This window comes from Pseudomonas sp. PK-RTE-24 (assembly GCF_054052265.1).
The window spans coordinates 772,178-788,539 of record NZ_CM133224.1 but is presented as its reverse complement, the minus strand read 5'-3'; the positions used below and the strand labels follow the sequence as shown (position 1 = coordinate 788,539).

The window sequence follows — 16,362 nt, the reverse complement described above, 5'->3', positions numbered from 1 at the left end:
AAACCCGATCCGCAGGGATCGGGTTTTTCATGCCGCTTCAGCCTTACGACTGTTTGGCCAGCTTGTGCTCGAGGTAGTGAATGTTCACACCGCCTTTGCAGAAGCCTTCGTCACGAACCAGATCACGGTGCAGCGGGATGTTGGTCTTGATCCCGTCGACCACGATTTCGTCCAGGGCATTGCGCATGCGTGCCATGGCTTCGTCGCGGGTTGCGCCGTAAGTGATCAGCTTGCCGATCAGCGAGTCGTAGTTCGGTGGCACGGCATAACCGCTGTACAGGTGCGAATCGACGCGAACGCCGTTGCCGCCTGGGGCGTGGAAATGCTTGACCGTGCCCGGGCTCGGCATGAAGGTCTTCGGATCTTCAGCGTTGATCCGGCACTCCAGCGAGTGACCGCGGATGACCACGTCATCCTGAGTGAACGACAGCTTGTTGCCAGCGGCGATGCTGAGCATCTCCTTGACGATGTCGATACCGGTGACCATCTCCGAAACCGGGTGCTCCACCTGAACACGGGTGTTCATTTCGATGAAGTAGAAACGGCCGTTCTCGTAGAGGAACTCGAAAGTACCGGCGCCACGGTAGCCGATGTCGATGCATGCCTTGACGCAGCGAGCCAATACTTCCTGGCGCGCTTTCTCGTCGATGCCCGGTGCCGGCGCTTCTTCGAGAACCTTCTGGTGACGACGCTGCAGCGAGCAGTCGCGGTCGCCCAGGTGGATGGCGTGGCCCTGGCCGTCGGACAGAACCTGCACTTCGACGTGGCGCGGGTTGGTGAGGAATTTTTCCAGATAGACCATCGGGTTGCCGAACGCCGCGCCTGCTTCGGAGCGGGTCAGTTTCGCCGAGGCGATCAGGTCTTCTTCCTTGTGCACCACGCGCATGCCGCGACCACCACCGCCACCGGCGGCCTTGATGATCACCGGGTAGCCGACTTCACGACCGATGCGCAGCGCCGTTTCTTCGTCTTCCGGCAGCGGGCCGTCAGAGCCAGGAACGGTCGGTACGCCGGCTTCGATCATCGCGTGCTTGGCCGATACCTTGTCGCCCATCAGGCGGATGGTGTCGGCTTTCGGGCCGATGAAGGCGAAGCCGGAGTTCTCGACCTGCTCGGCAAAATCGGCGTTTTCCGCGAGGAAACCGTAGCCTGGGTGAATGGCGGTAGCGCCGGTCACTTCAGCGGCAGCGATGATGGCCGGAATGTGCAGGTAAGACTGAGCGGCGGACGCCGGGCCGATGCAGACGGATTCGTCTGCCAGACCCAGGTGCATCAGCTCTTTGTCGGCCTTGGAGTAAACGGCGACGGTCTTGATGCCCATCTCTTTGCAGGCACGCAGAATCCGCAGGGCGATCTCACCGCGGTTAGCGATCAGAACTTTTTCCAACTTCGCAGTCATCAAAGGCTCTCCGCGGTTCAAACGATGGTGAACAGCGGTTGGTCGTACTCAACCGGCTGGCCGTCTTCGACGAGGATGGATTCGATCACACCGCTGGTTTCAGCTTCGATGTGGTTCATCATCTTCATGGCTTCGACGATGCACAGGGTGTCGCCTTTCTTCACGGTCTGGCCGACTTCAACGAAGGCAGGCGAGGTTGGCGAAGATTTACGGTAGAAGGTGCCGACCATCGGCGAACGGGCCACGGTGCCGTTCAGCGCGGGTGCAGCAGCGGCAGCCGGAGCAGCGGCAGCGACTGGCGCGGCAGCAGGGGCAGCGGCCGGAGCCTGCATCGGGGCTGGCGCGTAGTACTGCTGCGCCGGGGTCTTGCTGTGGCGGCTGATGCGTACGGACTCTTCGCCTTCCTTGATCTCGAGCTCGTCGATGCCGGACTCTTCCAGCAATTCGATCAGTTTCTTAACTTTACGGATATCCATGAATCATCAACTCCCAAGGGTCGGTCAGGGGCGTATAGCTTGGTGTTCAAGCTGCTCTAGTGCGGCCTCCAGGGCCAGTCGGTAACCGCTGGCGCCAAGGCCGCAGATCACTCCTACCGCTACATCGGAGAAGTAGGAGTGATGGCGGAAAGGTTCGCGCTTGTGCACGTTGGACAAATGCACTTCGATGAATGGGATGCTCACTCCCAGCAGCGCGTCACGTAATGCGACACTTGTGTGCGTAAAAGCCGCCGGATTGATCAGAATGAAGTCCACGCCTTCACCGCGTGCAGCGTGGATGCGATCGATCAATTCGTACTCGGCGTTGCTTTGCAGGTGCAGCAGATGATGGCCGGCTTCACGGGCGCGCCGCTCCAGATCCTGATTGATCTGCGCCAGGGTCGTCGACCCGTAGGTCCCCGGTTCCCGGGTGCCGAGCAGGTTCAGGTTGGGGCCGTGCAGCACCAGTAGCGTCGCCATCTGCGTTGTCCTTGTTATCAATGAGCAGTCGTCAGAACCCGGCGACTATGCCGCAAAGCCTTTGTGACTGTCCAGTTCCATGCAATAGGCGGCACGATGGGCGATGTTTGCGCGAAATTTGTGACCGAGTGAGCTGATCCGGTCATTCGTGGTGTCGGCAAGAGCCTCTTCGCGAGCAGGCTCGCTCCCACAGGGGTATGCATTCCAATGTGGGAGCGAGCCTGCTCGCGAAGGTGGTACGTCAGACGCGGAAGGCCTGAACGGCCGTATGCAGTTGGCCGCCGAGAACCAACAGATTCTCGCCCTGTTCGCGCCCTTGGCCGATGCGCAGCAGGTTATCCCCACCCAATTGATGAATGCGCTCGCTGTGATCGCGGATTTCGCTGACCGCGCCACTTTGCTGCGCGGTGACATCGGCGATGCGCACGGCGGTGTCGGCGATGGTCTGGATCGCGCCGACGATTTTGTCCAGTGCACCGTCCGCCGCTTGCGCCTGACTGGCCGTGGCTTCGGCGTGTTCGACCTGCGCGCGCATGCCTTCGACCGATTGTCGCGCGGCGGTCTGCAGGCCGGCGATCAGCGTCTGGATTTCCGCCGTGGCCCCGGCGGTGCGTTGTGCCAGCGAGCGCACTTCCTCGGCGACTACGGCGAAACCACGGCCCATCTCCCCGGCGCGGGCCGCCTCGATCGCGGCGTTCAGGGCGAGCAGATTGGTCTGATCCGCAATCGAACGAATCACCGTCAGCACGCCGCCAATGGTTGCTGATTCTTCTGCCAGATGTTCGATCATCTGCGCATTGCCTTGAACCTCACCGACCAGCGCATGCAGTCCGGTCAGGCTCTGGCCGATTACAGCCTGCCCATGCTCGACGGCCAGTCCGGCATGACGACTGGCGTCGGCAGCCTGACGGGCATCGCCGGCCACTTGCTGAATGGTCGCCTCGAGTTCTCCCAGCGAATCGCGAATCAGCGCGGTATCGCCGGCCTGATGTTCGGCGCCGCTGTGCAGGTCATTGCTCAGTTCGGCGAGGGTGCGGCTGCTGCCCGCGACCTGCTCGGCGTTGCCGCGAATGGTGCCGACCAGATCCACCAGATAGGCGCGCAAGCGGTTGAGCGACGCTTCGATGTCATGCAATTCGCGATTGGTCTTGCCCAGTTGGATGTCGCGACTGAAATCGCCTTCGGCCCAGGTCGACAGCGCTGGGGCGAGGTTGGTCAGGGTGCGGGCCAGGCGCCGCTGCAAGGTATCGATGAGGAGGGCGATCAGCAGAATCAGGCCGATCATCACGCCTTGCATCAGCCGCACTTCGCCCTGGATCTGCCCATGTTGCGCGCGTACCACCGGTTCGAGGCCGGCGATGGCGTGTTGCACGCTGGCGATTTTATCGTGGGTCGCGGCGCTGAGCTCGGCGCGTTTCTGGATCTGCTCGCGGGTGCGCGCCAGTTCCGCCGGATAGCGGCCGAGCAAGCTGTTCAGTTCGCGTTTGAGGCCGACACCGGCATCTTCGGCGGCGGCTTTATCAGTGGTTTCGATGCCCATCAGCGCGGCGAAATCGTCACTGCTCGATTCGTTGCTGGCGACCACACCGAGCAAGGGCAGGGCATCGATGGCCTCGGCCTGGGCGCGCATGTTGCTCACTTCACGCTCGACATCGGCGGCCAGCTCACTGCGCCCGCTGCTCACCAGTTTGTCCCGCGCCAGCGACAGTTTGCCCAGATGCTGCGATGCGGCGAGCAGCGGCGCGAGATAAGTCGCGTTGCCATTGGCGTAGGTATTGAGCTGGTCGAGGCTGGCGCTGAGTTCGCGTTCGGCCTGCAACAGCAGCGCCTGCGGATCGCCAGCCAGTTTGCCGGCGGCGAGCAGGTCGGTTTTGCTGAACTCATCAAGGCTCGACAGGCTTGGCCGTACGGTGTCGGCCAGCGTCGGGGGCAGCTCACCCAGTTGCTTGTGCACGCTGTCGATAGCCTGGGCGGCGCTGCTCAGGCGCAGCGCGTCACCGCTGGCCAGATAATCCTCGACGTTGCGCGCCACTTCATTCTGAAATTGTTGCGACAGCCCCAGGTAACGCTCCATCAACAGATAGGGGCGTTCGAGGGCTTTTTGCGACCACCACAGCGTGGCGCCAAGGGCCACGCAGACGGCGACCAGCAGCAGAGTGTTGAGATTGGTGAGCAACTTCAGGCGCATGACGGCTACCAACGGCAGGAATGGTAAGCGCCTGAATTTATTGCGGTTCTATTACAAGGTTATGACCGAATCAGTGGATTCCGATGAAAAAGTGGCACTTTGCTTTGACTGGCGCGCGGTCTGCACCCGATTGCGTCCTGCACCCTTGGCGCGATACAGCGCCTCATCGGCCTGGCTGGCCATCATCAGGCTGTCGGAGTCATCGCACATTTCTACTACGCCGGCGCTGAACGTGCACCAGAGGTCCTGCGGCTGCGCCGGGTAATGAATCTCGGCGAAGCGCTGGCGAATCTCGTCGAGGACTTTGTGCGCCGCGTCGATATCGGTGTCGGGCATGACGATGGCGAACTCTTCGCCGCCGTATCGGCCAATGAAATCGGTCTTGCGCAACCGCTGCTTGAGAAACAGCGCGAGGCTCTTGATCACCCGGTCGCCCATCGGGTGGCCGTGGCTGTCGTTGACCCGCTTGAAGTGATCGATGTCGAGCATGGCAAAGCTCAGCGGTTTGTTTTCGCGGCGCGCGCGGAACGAGCAGTCTTCGAGCAATTGCAGGATGTGCGTGTGGTTGTACAGGCCGGTGAGGCTGTCGCGAACCATCCGTGCTTTCAGATTGCGTGCCCGCGCGGCGCGGTTGCGCACAGTGGTGATCAGGTGTCGCGGTTTGATCGGCTTGGTCAGGAAGTCATCGCCGCCCTCGCTCATGGCGTCGAGCTGCTTGTCCAGATCGTCCTCGGCCGACAGGTAAATGATCGGCACGCTGACATAGCGGTCGTTGTGACGAATGACCTTCGCCAGCTCGGTGCCGGTGCAGGCCGGCATGTACATGTCGAGGATGATCAGGTCCGGCTGGAAATCCGCCAGCTCGGCCATTGCCTGAATCGGTTCGATCAGGGTGCGGGTGACAATCCCGGCACTGTTGAGCAGACGCTCGGTGTGCAGGGCCTGGGCGCGCGAGTCGTCGATGATCAGCACTTTATAAGGCTCGTACTGGGCGACGCAGGTCAGCACTTCGATTTTTTCCAGCAGGCTCGATGCTTCGAGCGTGCCGGTGAGGAATTCCTGGCCACCGGCGCGCACGGCGGCTAGGCGGGTCGGGGTGTCGGTTTCGTGCAGGCTGAAGAACAGCAGCGGCAGGGGTTCTTCGAGGCCGACCTGAGCTTCGGCGGCGAGTTTCAGGCCGATGCCGGGGCCACTGAAATCCACGTCCATGACAATCGCTGCGGGCAAGCGCTCGACCATCGACGAACGAAACGCGGCCACGCTGTCCAGTGCCTGCGCGCTCAAGCCGAAAAATTCCAGTTGCTTGGCCAGGCGTTCAGCGCGGTCGTGATCCTGCAACATCACGTAGATCGGCTTGCGCAGCGGCGGCAGGAACGTCTGGTCGAGCTGATCGCCATGGCGCAGGCCAGTGCGCGACAGGCGCTGCATCAAACGATTGAGATCGGTGATCAGGCCGCTGCTGAGGCGTCCACGATTGGCATCCACCGCTTGCAGCGACTGGCTGATGTGATGCGCCAACTGAGTGTGTTCCGGCTGTTCGAAGCGCTCGGCAAAACGCAGCAGACGCAGATTCGCCTCGCTCAGTTCGGCAAGATCGACGGTGGACCACTCACTGCGTTGCAGGCGCTGCCATATCTCAAGAATCTGACGTGCCTGATGAATTACCCGCTGGGCAAAGTGGTGCTTGAGACGCTCACGGCTGGGGTCTTCTGGCTCGGTCATATCCTGACTACTAGTTAGGGTGCATGCTGAGATCGACTGGTGGCTCTATGCTAGCACCTCTTTTCCCTTAGACGAGTGTCGTACGTCAATAATCTGCTGGACGACACGATTCAGTTTCTGACCGGGTGGTTTTGTTTTTACCTCTGATTTTGATCAAGTGCCCGCATGCTGGGGTTTTGCGAGCAATCCGGCCAGCGCTGTCGACATTTCACCGGCCTTGATGGACGGCGTCTGACAGCGCTTTCTGATTTTTCTTCTACGCGCTTTCACCGGCCCGGTTGGCTGGTACGGTTCAGGGATTCCCCTAGCTGCCGTCCATCCGCCATGAGCCAATGTTTCACCGAACTCGCCAGTGATGCCCAGCGCCTCAACCACAACATCACGCCCATCGACGACTGCGCCTGCGGCGAAGAGTTGTTGTATGGCGAGCGGGTGCAGGTGACAGAGGTGCCAGTGCTGACCTGCACTGGTCTATGGCGTATCTATCAGCGCGAAGCCGAAAATATCGTTGCGCCAGACGGCGTTCTGATTGCCGATCCTGTGGAGCGTAATCAGGTAATTAATGCGGCCTATGCCCGATTGTGGTTGCAGGATTCTCGTTTTCAATGGGCAGGTTTAGCGGCGTTTGCCTCAAAACAGGTCGGTTGTGGATTGCTGCATGCTTCAAACACTGTCGATCTCATAGGGCAGCAGCGGGACGCCAGAGCTCAATTACGTGGTATTCGCCGAGAGGCCGGATTGCTGACGCCGGGTCGGCTTGAAGAACAAGCGAAAGCGTTGAAGGATTACAAGGCCGCGAATGCGCGTAATCCGGTTTCCGCACTGGATCTGCACCTGGGCGGCGAGTTGACGCTCGTGCAGCAGCAATTTCGCCACGTGCACGAAATGATGGCTTTGGAGAACACCACCCTGTTTTTGGATATTTTTCCACTTCATGTGTTTTACGCCAATCGGGGACTGAAAGAATTTAGTACCTGTCTGAAGGCGCGAGAGGGGATTTACGGACATCCCATGTTTCCGGTGCTATGGCCCGTTGGGCAAAAGCAACTGAAGTTTGGACAGTACTTCGAAATATTACTGCAGGCATTTCAAGCCATTGAAGAAGGGGATATCGCGCGTAGCGTGAAGCATCTTGCGGAACATGAGCAGCGTCACATACTTCAACCGACTATTTATGAAGACACGCGCCTCATCGCTTTGCTTAGAAGCAATCACGCCTCCTTCGTCACAGGTTTTCCCTCCGGAGTAGCTCAGGCCATCGAACTCACTTTGGCCAATCAGTGCCGTTCGCTCGACGACGGACGCACGATCGGCTTTGACGACAATCCATTCGCCAATCTCGCTGACATCGAACAGCGCATGGAATTTGTGCTTCGGGCTGCGCGGCGTTTTGATGATTTGCTAAGTGGCATCCATCGCTCCGCTCTTGAAGAGTCAATAAGAGATATAGCGGCTGGAACTGTGGCGCGATGAAGCTGCGTCGATGGGTTGATGGCTGGCGATTTGTTCTGCTTGCGATCATAGCGGTCGCGTTACTGCGCTGGTCAATTGAAATCATGCAGGACGATTTCGAGATCGCTCTAACGATCAACGAGCCTTGGGAGCAGATGCGTCAACGCTCATTTGCCGCCGTCGGACCGGTGCCATCCAGTGCTGTTTGGATCAGCAAGTCCAGATCGGGTGTGCGTTTGCGCTTCATCGATCCAGAATTCGGTTTTGTAACTCCTTTAGCTCGCGAATTCAGGATCAATGCCAAGTCAGTACAGTGGGTAGGGCGTGTTCGTCTTTCACCGCAAATGAAGCCGCTTTCACTTGATGAGGCACTCATCGTCGTCTCGGATTTGCATGCCCAACTGCGCAAAAAATGCTGGGTGGAGGCAAAAGTGATGAATGACCCTCCAATAGCGGACACGTTGCAATGGCGCACATGGTTTCACTCCCGTACGGAATATGCGACGTCGTTTTGGCTGGCAGCTGACAAGTATCAGTTGGCGATTGATTTAGAGCCATGGGGGATGAGGACTCACAAAACAGATCCGCTTTATCGAATTGTATTGACAGTTGATGAGCCCTATTTGCCGTTTGCCAATTCAGCATCTGCGAATGGTTGCGTTCGCAAAGACAGTAAAACTTCATAACTAAGGAGCTATCCCATGCCCATCCCAGCCTTCATGACCATCCACGGCAGCCGCCAGGGCCTGATCACCGCCGGCGCTTTCACTGAAGCCTCGGTGGGCAATACCTACCAGAGCGGGCGCGAAGACAAGATCATGGTGCAGGCCCTCAGCCATGGCATGTACATCCCCAAGGATCAGGGCGCCGGGCGGCGGATGCACAGGCCATTGATCATCACCAAAACCCTCGACAAGGCTTCGCCCTTGCTGAATATGGCGCTGTCCAGCGGCGAGTTGCTGAGCGAATGCCGCGTGGAGTTTTATCGCACGTCGGCCAGCGGCGTGCAGGAGCACTTCTACACGGTGGAGCTGGAGGATGCGTTGGTCGTCGGCAGCGAACTATTGATGCCGCACTGTCTCGACAGCGGCACGTCGCACCTTACGCAACTGGAGAAAATCCACTTCAGCTACCGGCGCATCTACTGGCGCCACGAAATCAGCCGGACGATGGGTTCGGACGAGTGGCAAGGCGAGGGACTTCGATGAGGCTGGTCCGCGAACTGAGCCTGACCGACCACGAGCGCCAGCATGTCTGCTGCGTGGAGGAGGCGCTGGCGCACGTCAGCAGTCTGTTGAGCATGCGCCAACCGCTCGAAGGTCTGGATCAACTGCGGGCCGGTTTGATGATCAATCTGGACAGCGAAGTCCTGGCGCAGATCAAACAGGGTGAATGGTGCCTGATCAAAGCCGAGGCCGACTATGGCTACTGGCAGGGCGCCGAAGCGGTGTTCCACCAGGCCGTGCTCGATCTGATGAACAACCCGCCCGAGCAGCCCACGCGCACCGCACGAATCTTTCGTCTGGTCGACAGCGTGACCGGTCAGCCGTTGCCCGCGCAGGCCTACATCGCCATGATCGATGGAATACCCAGTCAGCGCCGAACTGATGCCCAAGGCATTGCACATCTGTTTACCGACGACCAAGTGCGGCAGCTTTCGCTGCGCATCTTCAACGTCTGAAATCTGCGTCTATCCTTTCGTTCGCGACACCCTTCGCTTGTTTTGCGCCAGTACCGCGATAGCGGGTGCTAGGCCTTGGCACGTTGTTGTATGGTTGTGGTCGAACCGTTGAACCCAAGTGATTGAAAGGATATCGCCATGCTGGACTGGAAAAACCGCGCGGGCAGCGCGCCTGAACGTGCCGCCGAGCCCAAGTCGGCCACCCGCAGCTATGTCGGCGGGCTGCTGTTCAGCCGGGCGCTGGCCACAGTGATCGGTCTGTATTTGCTGGTCACCATCGCGCTGGGCTGGTACTGGAGCCAGGAACCGGAGCTGTTTCCGGTGGCGCAGAACGCCCAGGTCGCTGCCGAGAAAGAAGGCAAGCAAATGGTGGTCGGCTACACCACGGTCGAAACCCTGAAGACCGTTGCCGGCACCTTGCTCAACAAGCCGGGCGGTTACATTTCCAATGACCGTTTCCCGCCGGGCCTGTGGATGGACAACACGCCGAGCTGGGAATACGGCGTGCTGGTGCAGGTGCGTGACCTGACCCGCGCCCTGCGCAAGGATTTTGCCCGTTCGCAATCGCAGTCCGCCGAAGACGCCGATCTGGCCAAGGCCGAACCGCGTTTCAACTTCGACAACAAGAGCTGGGTGCTGCCGTCCAGCGAGTCGGAATACCAGGAAGGCATCAACTCCCTGAGCCGCTATCAGTCGCGCTTGTCTGATCCGAACCAGAAAAACGCGCTGTTCTACGCGCGCGCCGACAACCTCAACAACTGGCTGGGCGATGTCGGTACCCGTCTCGGTTCGCTGTCGCAACGCCTGTCGGCCAGTGTCGGCCGGGTCAAGCTCAACACTGCCCTGAAGACCGAAGTTCCGGCAGTCGGCGAAGTGCCGCAGGTTGACGAAGAAGTCGTGGAAACCCCGTGGATGCAGATCGATAACGTGTTCTACGAAGCGCGCGGTCAGGCCTGGGCGCTGTCGCATCTGCTGCGCGCCATCGAAGTCGACTTCGCCGATGTGCTGGCGAAGAAGAACGCCACCGTCAGCGTGCGCCAGATCATCCGTGAGCTGGAGGCTTCGCAAGAGCCGGTCTGGAGCCCGATGATCCTCAACGGCAGCGGTTTCGGCGTGTTGGCCAACCACTCGCTGGTCATGGCCAACTATATTTCCCGGGCCAACGCTGCGGTGATCGATTTGCGTCAACTGCTCAATCAGGGCTGATACGTGAGCCAGACTACAAGAGAGGCGGCCCATCGCGCCGCCTCGGACGCTGAACAGATCGCCTGGGTCGACGAACAGGACAACCTGCTCGGCGCTCTGGTGCGCTCCGATTTGCGTGAGCGCGGGCTGATTGGCCGTGGCACTTACATCATGCTGTTCAACTCCGCCGGTGAGCTGTGCGTGCACCGCCGTACGTTGAGCAAGGCGATTTATCCTGGTTACTGGGATGTTGCCGCAGGCGGCATGGTCCAGGCCGACGAAAGTTATGCCGAGTCGGCGGCGCGCGAGCTGGAAGAAGAGCTGGGCGTCAGCGGCGTCGAACTCACCGCTCACGATCACTTCTATTTCGAAGACACCGGCAACCGTCTGTGGTGTTCGGCATTTTCCGCTGTATGGGACGGGCCGCTGAAACTGCAGCCGGAAGAAGTCCTCGAAGCGCGATTCATCCCTGTCGAACAGGTCATGCGCGAAATCAGCGAAAAGCCTTATTGCCCGGACTCTCTGGCCGCGTTAAGGCGCTATCTCAAGGCGCAGCAAAGCAACGTCGCAAAGAACACATGAATTGGCGCCGATTGGCACTTAGCAATCGCGATTTTTGCCGTTACACTGCGCGACCTTTTCAAGCTGCACCGGATAGCTTGAGGTTGGCCTGCAGATTTGCCGTAGGAGCTGCCGAAGGCTGCGATCTTCTGATCTTGCTTCCAAAGATCAGGATCAAAAGATCGCAGCCTCGTTGCACGAGTCAGCTCCTACAGATTCAGTCCAGCGTTCAAAGTTTTCCGATGCAGTAGCGCTGCCCCTGCCTGAGTGGGGCTTCGCGGTCGCTGACCTTGCCCAAGGTTGCGATCAGTCTTTGTCCTCCCGAGAGGATTGCCGGTGGCCAAGAAAGCCGCATCCTTCGCCGCCCTGGGCGGCCTGGTATTTTCCACCGACGCAGGTCGTCATTGCCCGGAATGCAGCAAGCCGGTGGACGCCTGTATCTGCAAACAAACCGTGATCCCGGCCGGTGACGGCATTGCCCGCGTGCGTCGCGAAAGCAAGGGCCGTGGCGGCAAGACGGTGACCACCATCACCGGCGTGCCCTTGGCCGAAGACGCGCTCAAGGAGCTGGCGACGACGTTGAAGAAACGTTGTGGCACCGGCGGGGCGTTGAAGGACGGCATCATCGAAATCCAGGGCGATCACGTCGAGCTACTCTTGGCAGAGCTGATCAAGCACGGTTTCAAAGCGAAGAAGTCCGGCGGCTAGCAGCCTCTGTGAAACCCTCCGGCGGCTTGATCCGGCTTCGAGTGTTCTCGGATCCGGCGTCGTCGCCATGGTTTTCACAGAGCCTGTTCATGACCGGTTTCTAAACTCCACGCAGTCAGTGCGGTCTACCGCCGCACTGACGAACCGTCATTTTCATTCTTTAGACTGCGCCGGCCTGAACGTCAGGCGACGCACTCTGACTTCTTTATAGGGGACTTCGATGTCCGTACGACGCACACGTAAAGACGATGGCAGCCAATGGACAGTTGCGGACAGCCGCAGCGTTTACGGGATTCGCCATTGGGGGGCCGGGTATTTCGCGATCAATGAAGCCGGTCGCGTCGAAGTACGTCCGAACGGCCCGAGCAGCTCGCCTATCGATCTGTTCGAGCAAGTCGACCAACTGCGCAAGAGCGGTTTGTCCTTGCCGCTGCTGGTGCGGTTCCCCGACATCCTGCAAGACCGTGTCCGTCAGTTGACCGGTGCTTTCGATTCGAACATCGAGCGCCTGGAATACCAGAGCAAATACACCGCGCTGTACCCGATCAAGGTCAACCAGCAGGAAGCGGTGATCGAGAACATCATCGCCACCCAGAACGTTTCCATCGGTCTGGAAGCCGGCTCCAAGCCTGAGCTGCTGGCGGTGCTGGCGCTGGCGCCGAAGGGCGGCACCATCGTCTGCAACGGTTACAAGGACCGCGAGTTCATCCGTCTGGCGCTGATGGGCCAGAAGCTCGGCCACAACGTGTTCATCGTCATCGAGAAAGAATCCGAAGTCGGCCTGGTGATCGAAGAAGCCGCCTCGCTGAAGGTCAAGCCGCAGGTGGGTCTGCGTGTGCGCCTGTCGTCGCTGGCCTCGTCGAAATGGGCGGACACCGGTGGCGAAAAATCCAAATTCGGTCTGTCGGCGGCGCAACTGCTGTCGGTGGTCGAGCGCTTCCGTGGCGCCGGTCTGGATCAGGGCATCCGCCTGCTGCACTTCCACATGGGTTCGCAGATTGCCAACCTCGCTGACTATCAGCACGGCTTCAAGGAAGCGATCCGTTATTACGGCGAATTGCGCAACCTCGGTCTGCCGGTCGATCACATCGACGTCGGCGGCGGCCTCGGTGTCGACTACGACGGCACGCATTCGCGCAACGCCAGTTCGATCAACTACGACATGGACGATTACGCCGGTGTCGTGGTCGGCATGCTCAAGGAATTCTGCGACGCGCAGAGTCTGCCGCATCCGCACATCTTCTCCGAGAGTGGCCGTTCGCTGACCGCGCACCACGCAATGCTGGTTGTGCAGGTCACCGACGTCGAGAAACACAACGACGAAATCCCGCTGATCGAAAACAAGGAAAGCCTGCCGGAAACCGTGCAGTGGCTGGTCGATCTGCTCGGCCCGACCGACATCGAAATGGTCACCGAAACTTACTGGCGCGCCACGCACTACATGAGCGACGTGGCCGCGCAGTATGCCGACGGCAAGCTGACCCTGGCGGAAAAAGCCCTCGCCGAGCAGTGCTACTTCGCCGTGTGCCGTCGCTTGCACAACTCGCTGAAAGCGCGTCAGCGTTCGCACCGCCAGGTGCTCGACGAACTCAACGACAAGCTGGCCGACAAGTACATCTGCAACTTCTCGGTGTTCCAGAGCCTGCCGGACACCTGGGCGATCGATCAGGTGTTGCCGATCATCCCGCTGCATCGCCTCGACGAAGAGCCGCTGCGCCGCGCGGTGCTGCAGGATCTGACCTGCGACTCCGATGGCAAGATCAACCAGTACGTCGACGAGCAGAGCATCGAAACCAGCCTGCCGGTGCACGCGTTGAATGAAGGCGAAGATTACCTGCTGGGCGTGTTCCTGGTCGGCGCCTATCAGGAAATCCTCGGTGACATGCATAACCTGTTCGGTGACACCGACTCGGTGAACATCTACCAGAACGCCGATGGCAGCGTGTACCACGCTGGTATCGAGACCCACGACACCATCGAAGACATGCTGCGTTACGTGCACTTGTCGCCGGAAGAACTGATGACGCACTACCGCGACAAGTGCGCCAGTGCCCGCATCAGTGCCAGCGAGCGCACGCAGTTCCTCGATGCCTTGCGTCTGGGCCTGACCCGCTCCTCCTATCTGTCTTCCTGAGACCCGATAGCGTTCCGCCCGGGTTGTCCGATTTTTTTCCGCAAGCTGTGGAAAATTCGGATAACCCGGTGGGACATCTCCTGATTTTTTCACGAAAACCTGTGCGATCACGGTCAGCAAACTCATCTGGTCTGCTTTTCGCGTAGGTCATTTCCTAAGTTGTACTTCGCCTCTCTACTCGGCCATGCCTCTCGGCGAGAATCCCCGGCCGCCCCTCCTGTAGAGATCCGCCCATGTTCGATCCAGTCAACGAGCCGTCGTTTCGTCTCGATGTAGCGGGCCTGTCCGACCCCTTCGAAGTTCTCGCCTTTACCGGAAGGGAAGCGCTCAGCGAACCCTTTGCCTTCGAGATCGATGTGGTGATCGACGATCCGCATCTGGATCTTGCCAGCCTGCTGCATCGTTCTGCGTTCCTGTGCTTCGGCTCGCCCGGCCAGGGTGTGCACGGGCAGTTGCACAGCCTTGTCCAGCACGAGCATGGCCATGGCTTGCGCTTGTGTCGAGTGCGTCTCGGACCGAGGCTCGACTGCCTCGACCTGCGCTTGAGCCAGCGCATTTTCAGCGGCCGCTGCGTGCCGCAGATCATCGAACAGGTTCTGCGCGAGCATGGCATCGTCGGCTTGCAACGACGTTTTGACCTGCATAGCGACTACCCGACCCGCACCTTCTGCACGCAATACCGCGAATCCGATCTGCAACTGCTCCAGCGCCTGTGCGCAGAGGCGCGCATTCACTATTACTTCGAGCATCACCGCGACAGGCACTGCCTGGTGTTCGGCGACGATCCGACACGGATGCCCCATGCAGACGTCGCGCCCTATCAGGGCGAGCATGACCAGCGTGGCGTCGCTCCAGCCGTCCGCCAATGGCAACTGCACGAAGACTCGCAGGCCAGCCAGCGAGGCCCCAGTGCCGAAGGCCACAGCGATCTGCCCGCCTTGCGCAGCGGTCAGTGGTTGCCCCTGGACGACCATCCTTTCATCGAATGCAACCGCCCATGGTTGCTGACCCGCATCGAGCACCGGGCCGATCAGTCTCTCGAACCGCCCTATTGCAATCGCCTGTTCGCGGCCGCGCGGGTACCCGTCTGTGCGCCCGCCGCTGCGCAGTCCAAGCAGCGCATGCACAGCCTGCAGCGAGCCTGGGTGGTCACCGTCGATGAGCCGCAGCCGGATTGCTCGCGGCCGGTGGCGGTGCAATTCGACTGGCTCTATCAGGGCGAAGGGGCTTCGCCAAGTCATTGCTGGCTGCCCCTCGCGCCTGACTTGAACGAGCTGCCCTCGGCGGCACTCGCTGATGGTGTGGAAGTGGTGGTGAGTTTTCTTGAGGGCGACCCCGATCAGCCGGTGGTCAGTGGCGTGCTCCAGCCATCGGTGTTGCCAGAGGCTGCGGTCGAGGACGATGATCCGGTATCGCTCCCAGAACTGCTGGTGAGCGATGGGTTGCAGCAACTGTTGCAGTCTGGCGAGCCGTTGCTGCTGCTGTGCCTGATGCCGGGCGGTGGCAGCTTCAACCACTGCGCCGAGTCCGTGTGCAGTTGCCGGCTGCTCACCGCGCTCGATCAGAGCAGCGCACGATGAGCGGCGCGGCGCTTGAGCCCATGGCGCAATGGCTGTTGCTCGATACCCCGGACGCGGCACGCGCCCTGCTGACCTTGCGCCAGGGCTTTGCCGATGTGCAGCGTCACCGATTGTTTGACGGCACCGAATTTCAGCCGGTCAGTGAGCACGGTCCGATTCTCATCGATTTGCGCGAGAGTCCGGCATTGACCGCCCTGTGTCTACGCGACCCGGACACCTGGCGCGGCCTGTTGTTGAGCTGCGAGATACCGGCGCAGCAACTGCTCAGCCACTTGCAGCGCATGCTTACCGTCTCGTTCGGTTTGAATCACCGGGCCTTGCTCAGCTATTACAACCGTCAGACCGCCAGCTATTTCTTCGACGCCTGCGACGCCGCGCAACTGAGTCGCTGGCTCGGGCCAATCCGCCAGTTGCGCTGGTTTGGCGGCACCTGGGCCGACCGCGCCATCGGCAGTCAGGGCTGGCAACAGCTGCGCAATCCCGGCCTGCTCGTCGAACCTTTGGGCATCGAAGAAAGCCTGACCCGGCGCCAGCGCGAGCGCTTGCAAACCTGTCTGCTGGAGCAGCACATCTGGCGCTGGTGCCAGTCTCTGAGCGTTGATTACCAGACGATCGCTGTGCATGTGCAACAAGGTCTGGCGCTGGGTTTCAGCGATCGTGCTGTGCTGGATGGCTGGCTGTGGCTGCGCCTGCTCAATCCGCGCGCCGTGCTGGTTGTGCCGCCGGCCGGATTGACGCAGCCGGAACGGCTCGATTTTTTGCGTCGGCAGTGGGGCGCGGCGGACTGACTTTTCTG

General features: G+C 60.2%; 15 protein-coding genes. 10 read left to right on the top strand and 5 right to left on the bottom strand.

What is annotated here, in order from left to right; genetic code table 11:
• Nucleotides 1-43: 43 nt before the first annotated feature.
• The 5 genes from accC to gcbA form a co-directional block, all read right to left on the bottom strand.
• Nucleotides 44-1,399 (bottom strand): acetyl-CoA carboxylase biotin carboxylase subunit, encoded by a 1,356-nt coding sequence (gene accC / locus ACV8MC_RS03555; RefSeq protein WP_024011424.1) that lies wholly within the window; start codon nt 1,397-1,399, stop codon nt 44-46.
• A 17-nt stretch (nt 1,400-1,416) separates the two neighbouring features.
• Nucleotides 1,417-1,875, bottom strand: a complete 459-nt coding sequence (gene accB / locus ACV8MC_RS03550; RefSeq protein WP_016771862.1) for an acetyl-CoA carboxylase biotin carboxyl carrier protein — start codon at nt 1,873-1,875, stop codon at nt 1,417-1,419.
• A gap of 24 nt (nt 1,876-1,899) precedes the next feature.
• A complete protein-coding gene (gene aroQ, locus ACV8MC_RS03545) occupies nt 1,900-2,355 on the bottom strand; it encodes a type II 3-dehydroquinate dehydratase (protein ID WP_016771861.1) in 456 nt (151 codons plus the stop codon).
• 241 nt (nt 2,356-2,596) lie between these two features.
• Entirely contained in the window at nt 2,597-3,640 is a 1,044-nt protein-coding gene (locus ACV8MC_RS03540; protein WP_409037437.1) for a methyl-accepting chemotaxis protein, read from the bottom strand.
• A 954-nt stretch (nt 3,641-4,594) separates the two neighbouring features.
• Complete coding sequence (gene gcbA / locus ACV8MC_RS03535; protein ID WP_016771860.1) at nt 4,595-6,265, bottom strand: diguanylate cyclase GcbA; 1,671 nt, start codon at nt 6,263-6,265, stop codon at nt 4,595-4,597.
• A gap of 324 nt (nt 6,266-6,589) precedes the next feature.
• Here gcbA and ACV8MC_RS03530 point away from each other — a divergent pair, with 324 nt between their 5' ends.
• The 10 genes from ACV8MC_RS03530 to ACV8MC_RS03485 all read left to right on the top strand — a co-directional run bounded on the left by ACV8MC_RS03530 (nt 6,590) and on the right by ACV8MC_RS03485 (nt 16,354).
• Complete coding sequence (locus ACV8MC_RS03530; RefSeq protein ID WP_457264483.1) at nt 6,590-7,738, top strand: DUF2515 family protein; 1,149 nt, start codon at nt 6,590-6,592, stop codon at nt 7,736-7,738.
• Nucleotides 7,735-8,403, top strand: coding sequence for a hypothetical protein (locus tag ACV8MC_RS03525; protein ID WP_236169644.1), 669 nt, complete (start codon nt 7,735-7,737; stop codon nt 8,401-8,403). The genes ACV8MC_RS03530 and ACV8MC_RS03525 overlap by 4 nt, the downstream gene beginning before the upstream one ends.
• A 15-nt stretch (nt 8,404-8,418) precedes the next feature.
• Nucleotides 8,419-8,925: an Hcp family type VI secretion system effector gene (locus ACV8MC_RS03520; protein ID WP_423664321.1), complete on the top strand. Its 507-nt coding sequence runs from the start codon at nt 8,419-8,421 to the stop codon at nt 8,923-8,925.
• Complete coding sequence (locus tag ACV8MC_RS03515; RefSeq protein WP_041480665.1) at nt 8,922-9,398, top strand: hypothetical protein; 477 nt, start codon at nt 8,922-8,924, stop codon at nt 9,396-9,398. The genes ACV8MC_RS03520 and ACV8MC_RS03515 overlap by 4 nt, the downstream gene beginning before the upstream one ends.
• A 138-nt stretch (nt 9,399-9,536) precedes the next feature.
• On the top strand, nt 9,537-10,604 hold the full coding sequence (locus ACV8MC_RS03510) for a DUF2333 family protein (protein WP_041480664.1): 1,068 nt from the start codon (nt 9,537-9,539) through the stop codon (nt 10,602-10,604).
• 3 nt (nt 10,605-10,607) lie between these two features.
• The gene (locus ACV8MC_RS03505; protein WP_041480663.1) at nt 10,608-11,165 is read left to right on the top strand and encodes an NUDIX hydrolase; all 558 of its coding nucleotides are present in this window, start codon (nt 10,608-10,610) and stop codon (nt 11,163-11,165) included.
• Nucleotides 11,166-11,480: 315 nt separating this feature from the next.
• Nucleotides 11,481-11,852 (top strand): translation initiation factor Sui1, encoded by a 372-nt coding sequence (locus ACV8MC_RS03500; protein WP_007914613.1) that lies wholly within the window; start codon nt 11,481-11,483, stop codon nt 11,850-11,852.
• Nucleotides 11,853-12,072: 220 nt separating this feature from the next.
• Complete coding sequence (gene speA, locus ACV8MC_RS03495; protein WP_016771856.1) at nt 12,073-13,986, top strand: arginine decarboxylase; 1,914 nt, start codon at nt 12,073-12,075, stop codon at nt 13,984-13,986.
• Between the two features lie 233 nt (nt 13,987-14,219).
• Nucleotides 14,220-15,566 (top strand): type VI secretion system Vgr family protein, encoded by a 1,347-nt coding sequence (locus tag ACV8MC_RS03490; RefSeq protein WP_252883114.1) that lies wholly within the window; start codon nt 14,220-14,222, stop codon nt 15,564-15,566.
• Nucleotides 15,563-16,354 (top strand): DUF4123 domain-containing protein, encoded by a 792-nt coding sequence (locus ACV8MC_RS03485; RefSeq protein WP_457264479.1) that lies wholly within the window; start codon nt 15,563-15,565, stop codon nt 16,352-16,354. Before ACV8MC_RS03490 ends, ACV8MC_RS03485 begins: the two co-directional genes overlap by 4 nt.
• Nucleotides 16,355-16,362 lie beyond the last annotated feature (8 nt).

Bases quoted from the DNA above. Each gene is read 5' to 3' on its own strand.
- accC (WP_024011424.1), bottom strand. From the start codon at position 1,399: ATGACTGCGAAGTTGGAAAAAGTTCTGATCGCTAACCGCGGTGAGATC.
- accB (WP_016771862.1), bottom strand. From the start codon at position 1,875: ATGGATATCCGTAAAGTTAAGAAACTGATCGAATTGCTGGAAGAGTCC.
- aroQ (WP_016771861.1), bottom strand. From the start codon at position 2,355: ATGGCGACGCTACTGGTGCTGCACGGCCCCAACCTGAACCTGCTCGGC.
- ACV8MC_RS03540 (WP_409037437.1), bottom strand. From the start codon at position 3,640: ATGATCGGCCTGATTCTGCTGATCGCCCTCCTCATCGATACCTTGCAG.
- gcbA (WP_016771860.1), bottom strand. From the start codon at position 6,265: ATGACCGAGCCAGAAGACCCCAGCCGTGAGCGTCTCAAGCACCACTTT.
- ACV8MC_RS03530 (WP_457264483.1), top strand. From the start codon at position 6,590: ATGAGCCAATGTTTCACCGAACTCGCCAGTGATGCCCAGCGCCTCAAC.
- ACV8MC_RS03525 (WP_236169644.1), top strand. From the start codon at position 7,735: ATGAAGCTGCGTCGATGGGTTGATGGCTGGCGATTTGTTCTGCTTGCG.
- ACV8MC_RS03520 (WP_423664321.1), top strand. From the start codon at position 8,419: ATGCCCATCCCAGCCTTCATGACCATCCACGGCAGCCGCCAGGGCCTG.
- ACV8MC_RS03515 (WP_041480665.1), top strand. From the start codon at position 8,922: ATGAGGCTGGTCCGCGAACTGAGCCTGACCGACCACGAGCGCCAGCAT.
- ACV8MC_RS03510 (WP_041480664.1), top strand. From the start codon at position 9,537: ATGCTGGACTGGAAAAACCGCGCGGGCAGCGCGCCTGAACGTGCCGCC.
- speA (WP_016771856.1), top strand. From the start codon at position 12,073: ATGTCCGTACGACGCACACGTAAAGACGATGGCAGCCAATGGACAGTT.
- ACV8MC_RS03490 (WP_252883114.1), top strand. From the start codon at position 14,220: ATGTTCGATCCAGTCAACGAGCCGTCGTTTCGTCTCGATGTAGCGGGC.
- ACV8MC_RS03485 (WP_457264479.1), top strand. From the start codon at position 15,563: ATGAGCGGCGCGGCGCTTGAGCCCATGGCGCAATGGCTGTTGCTCGAT.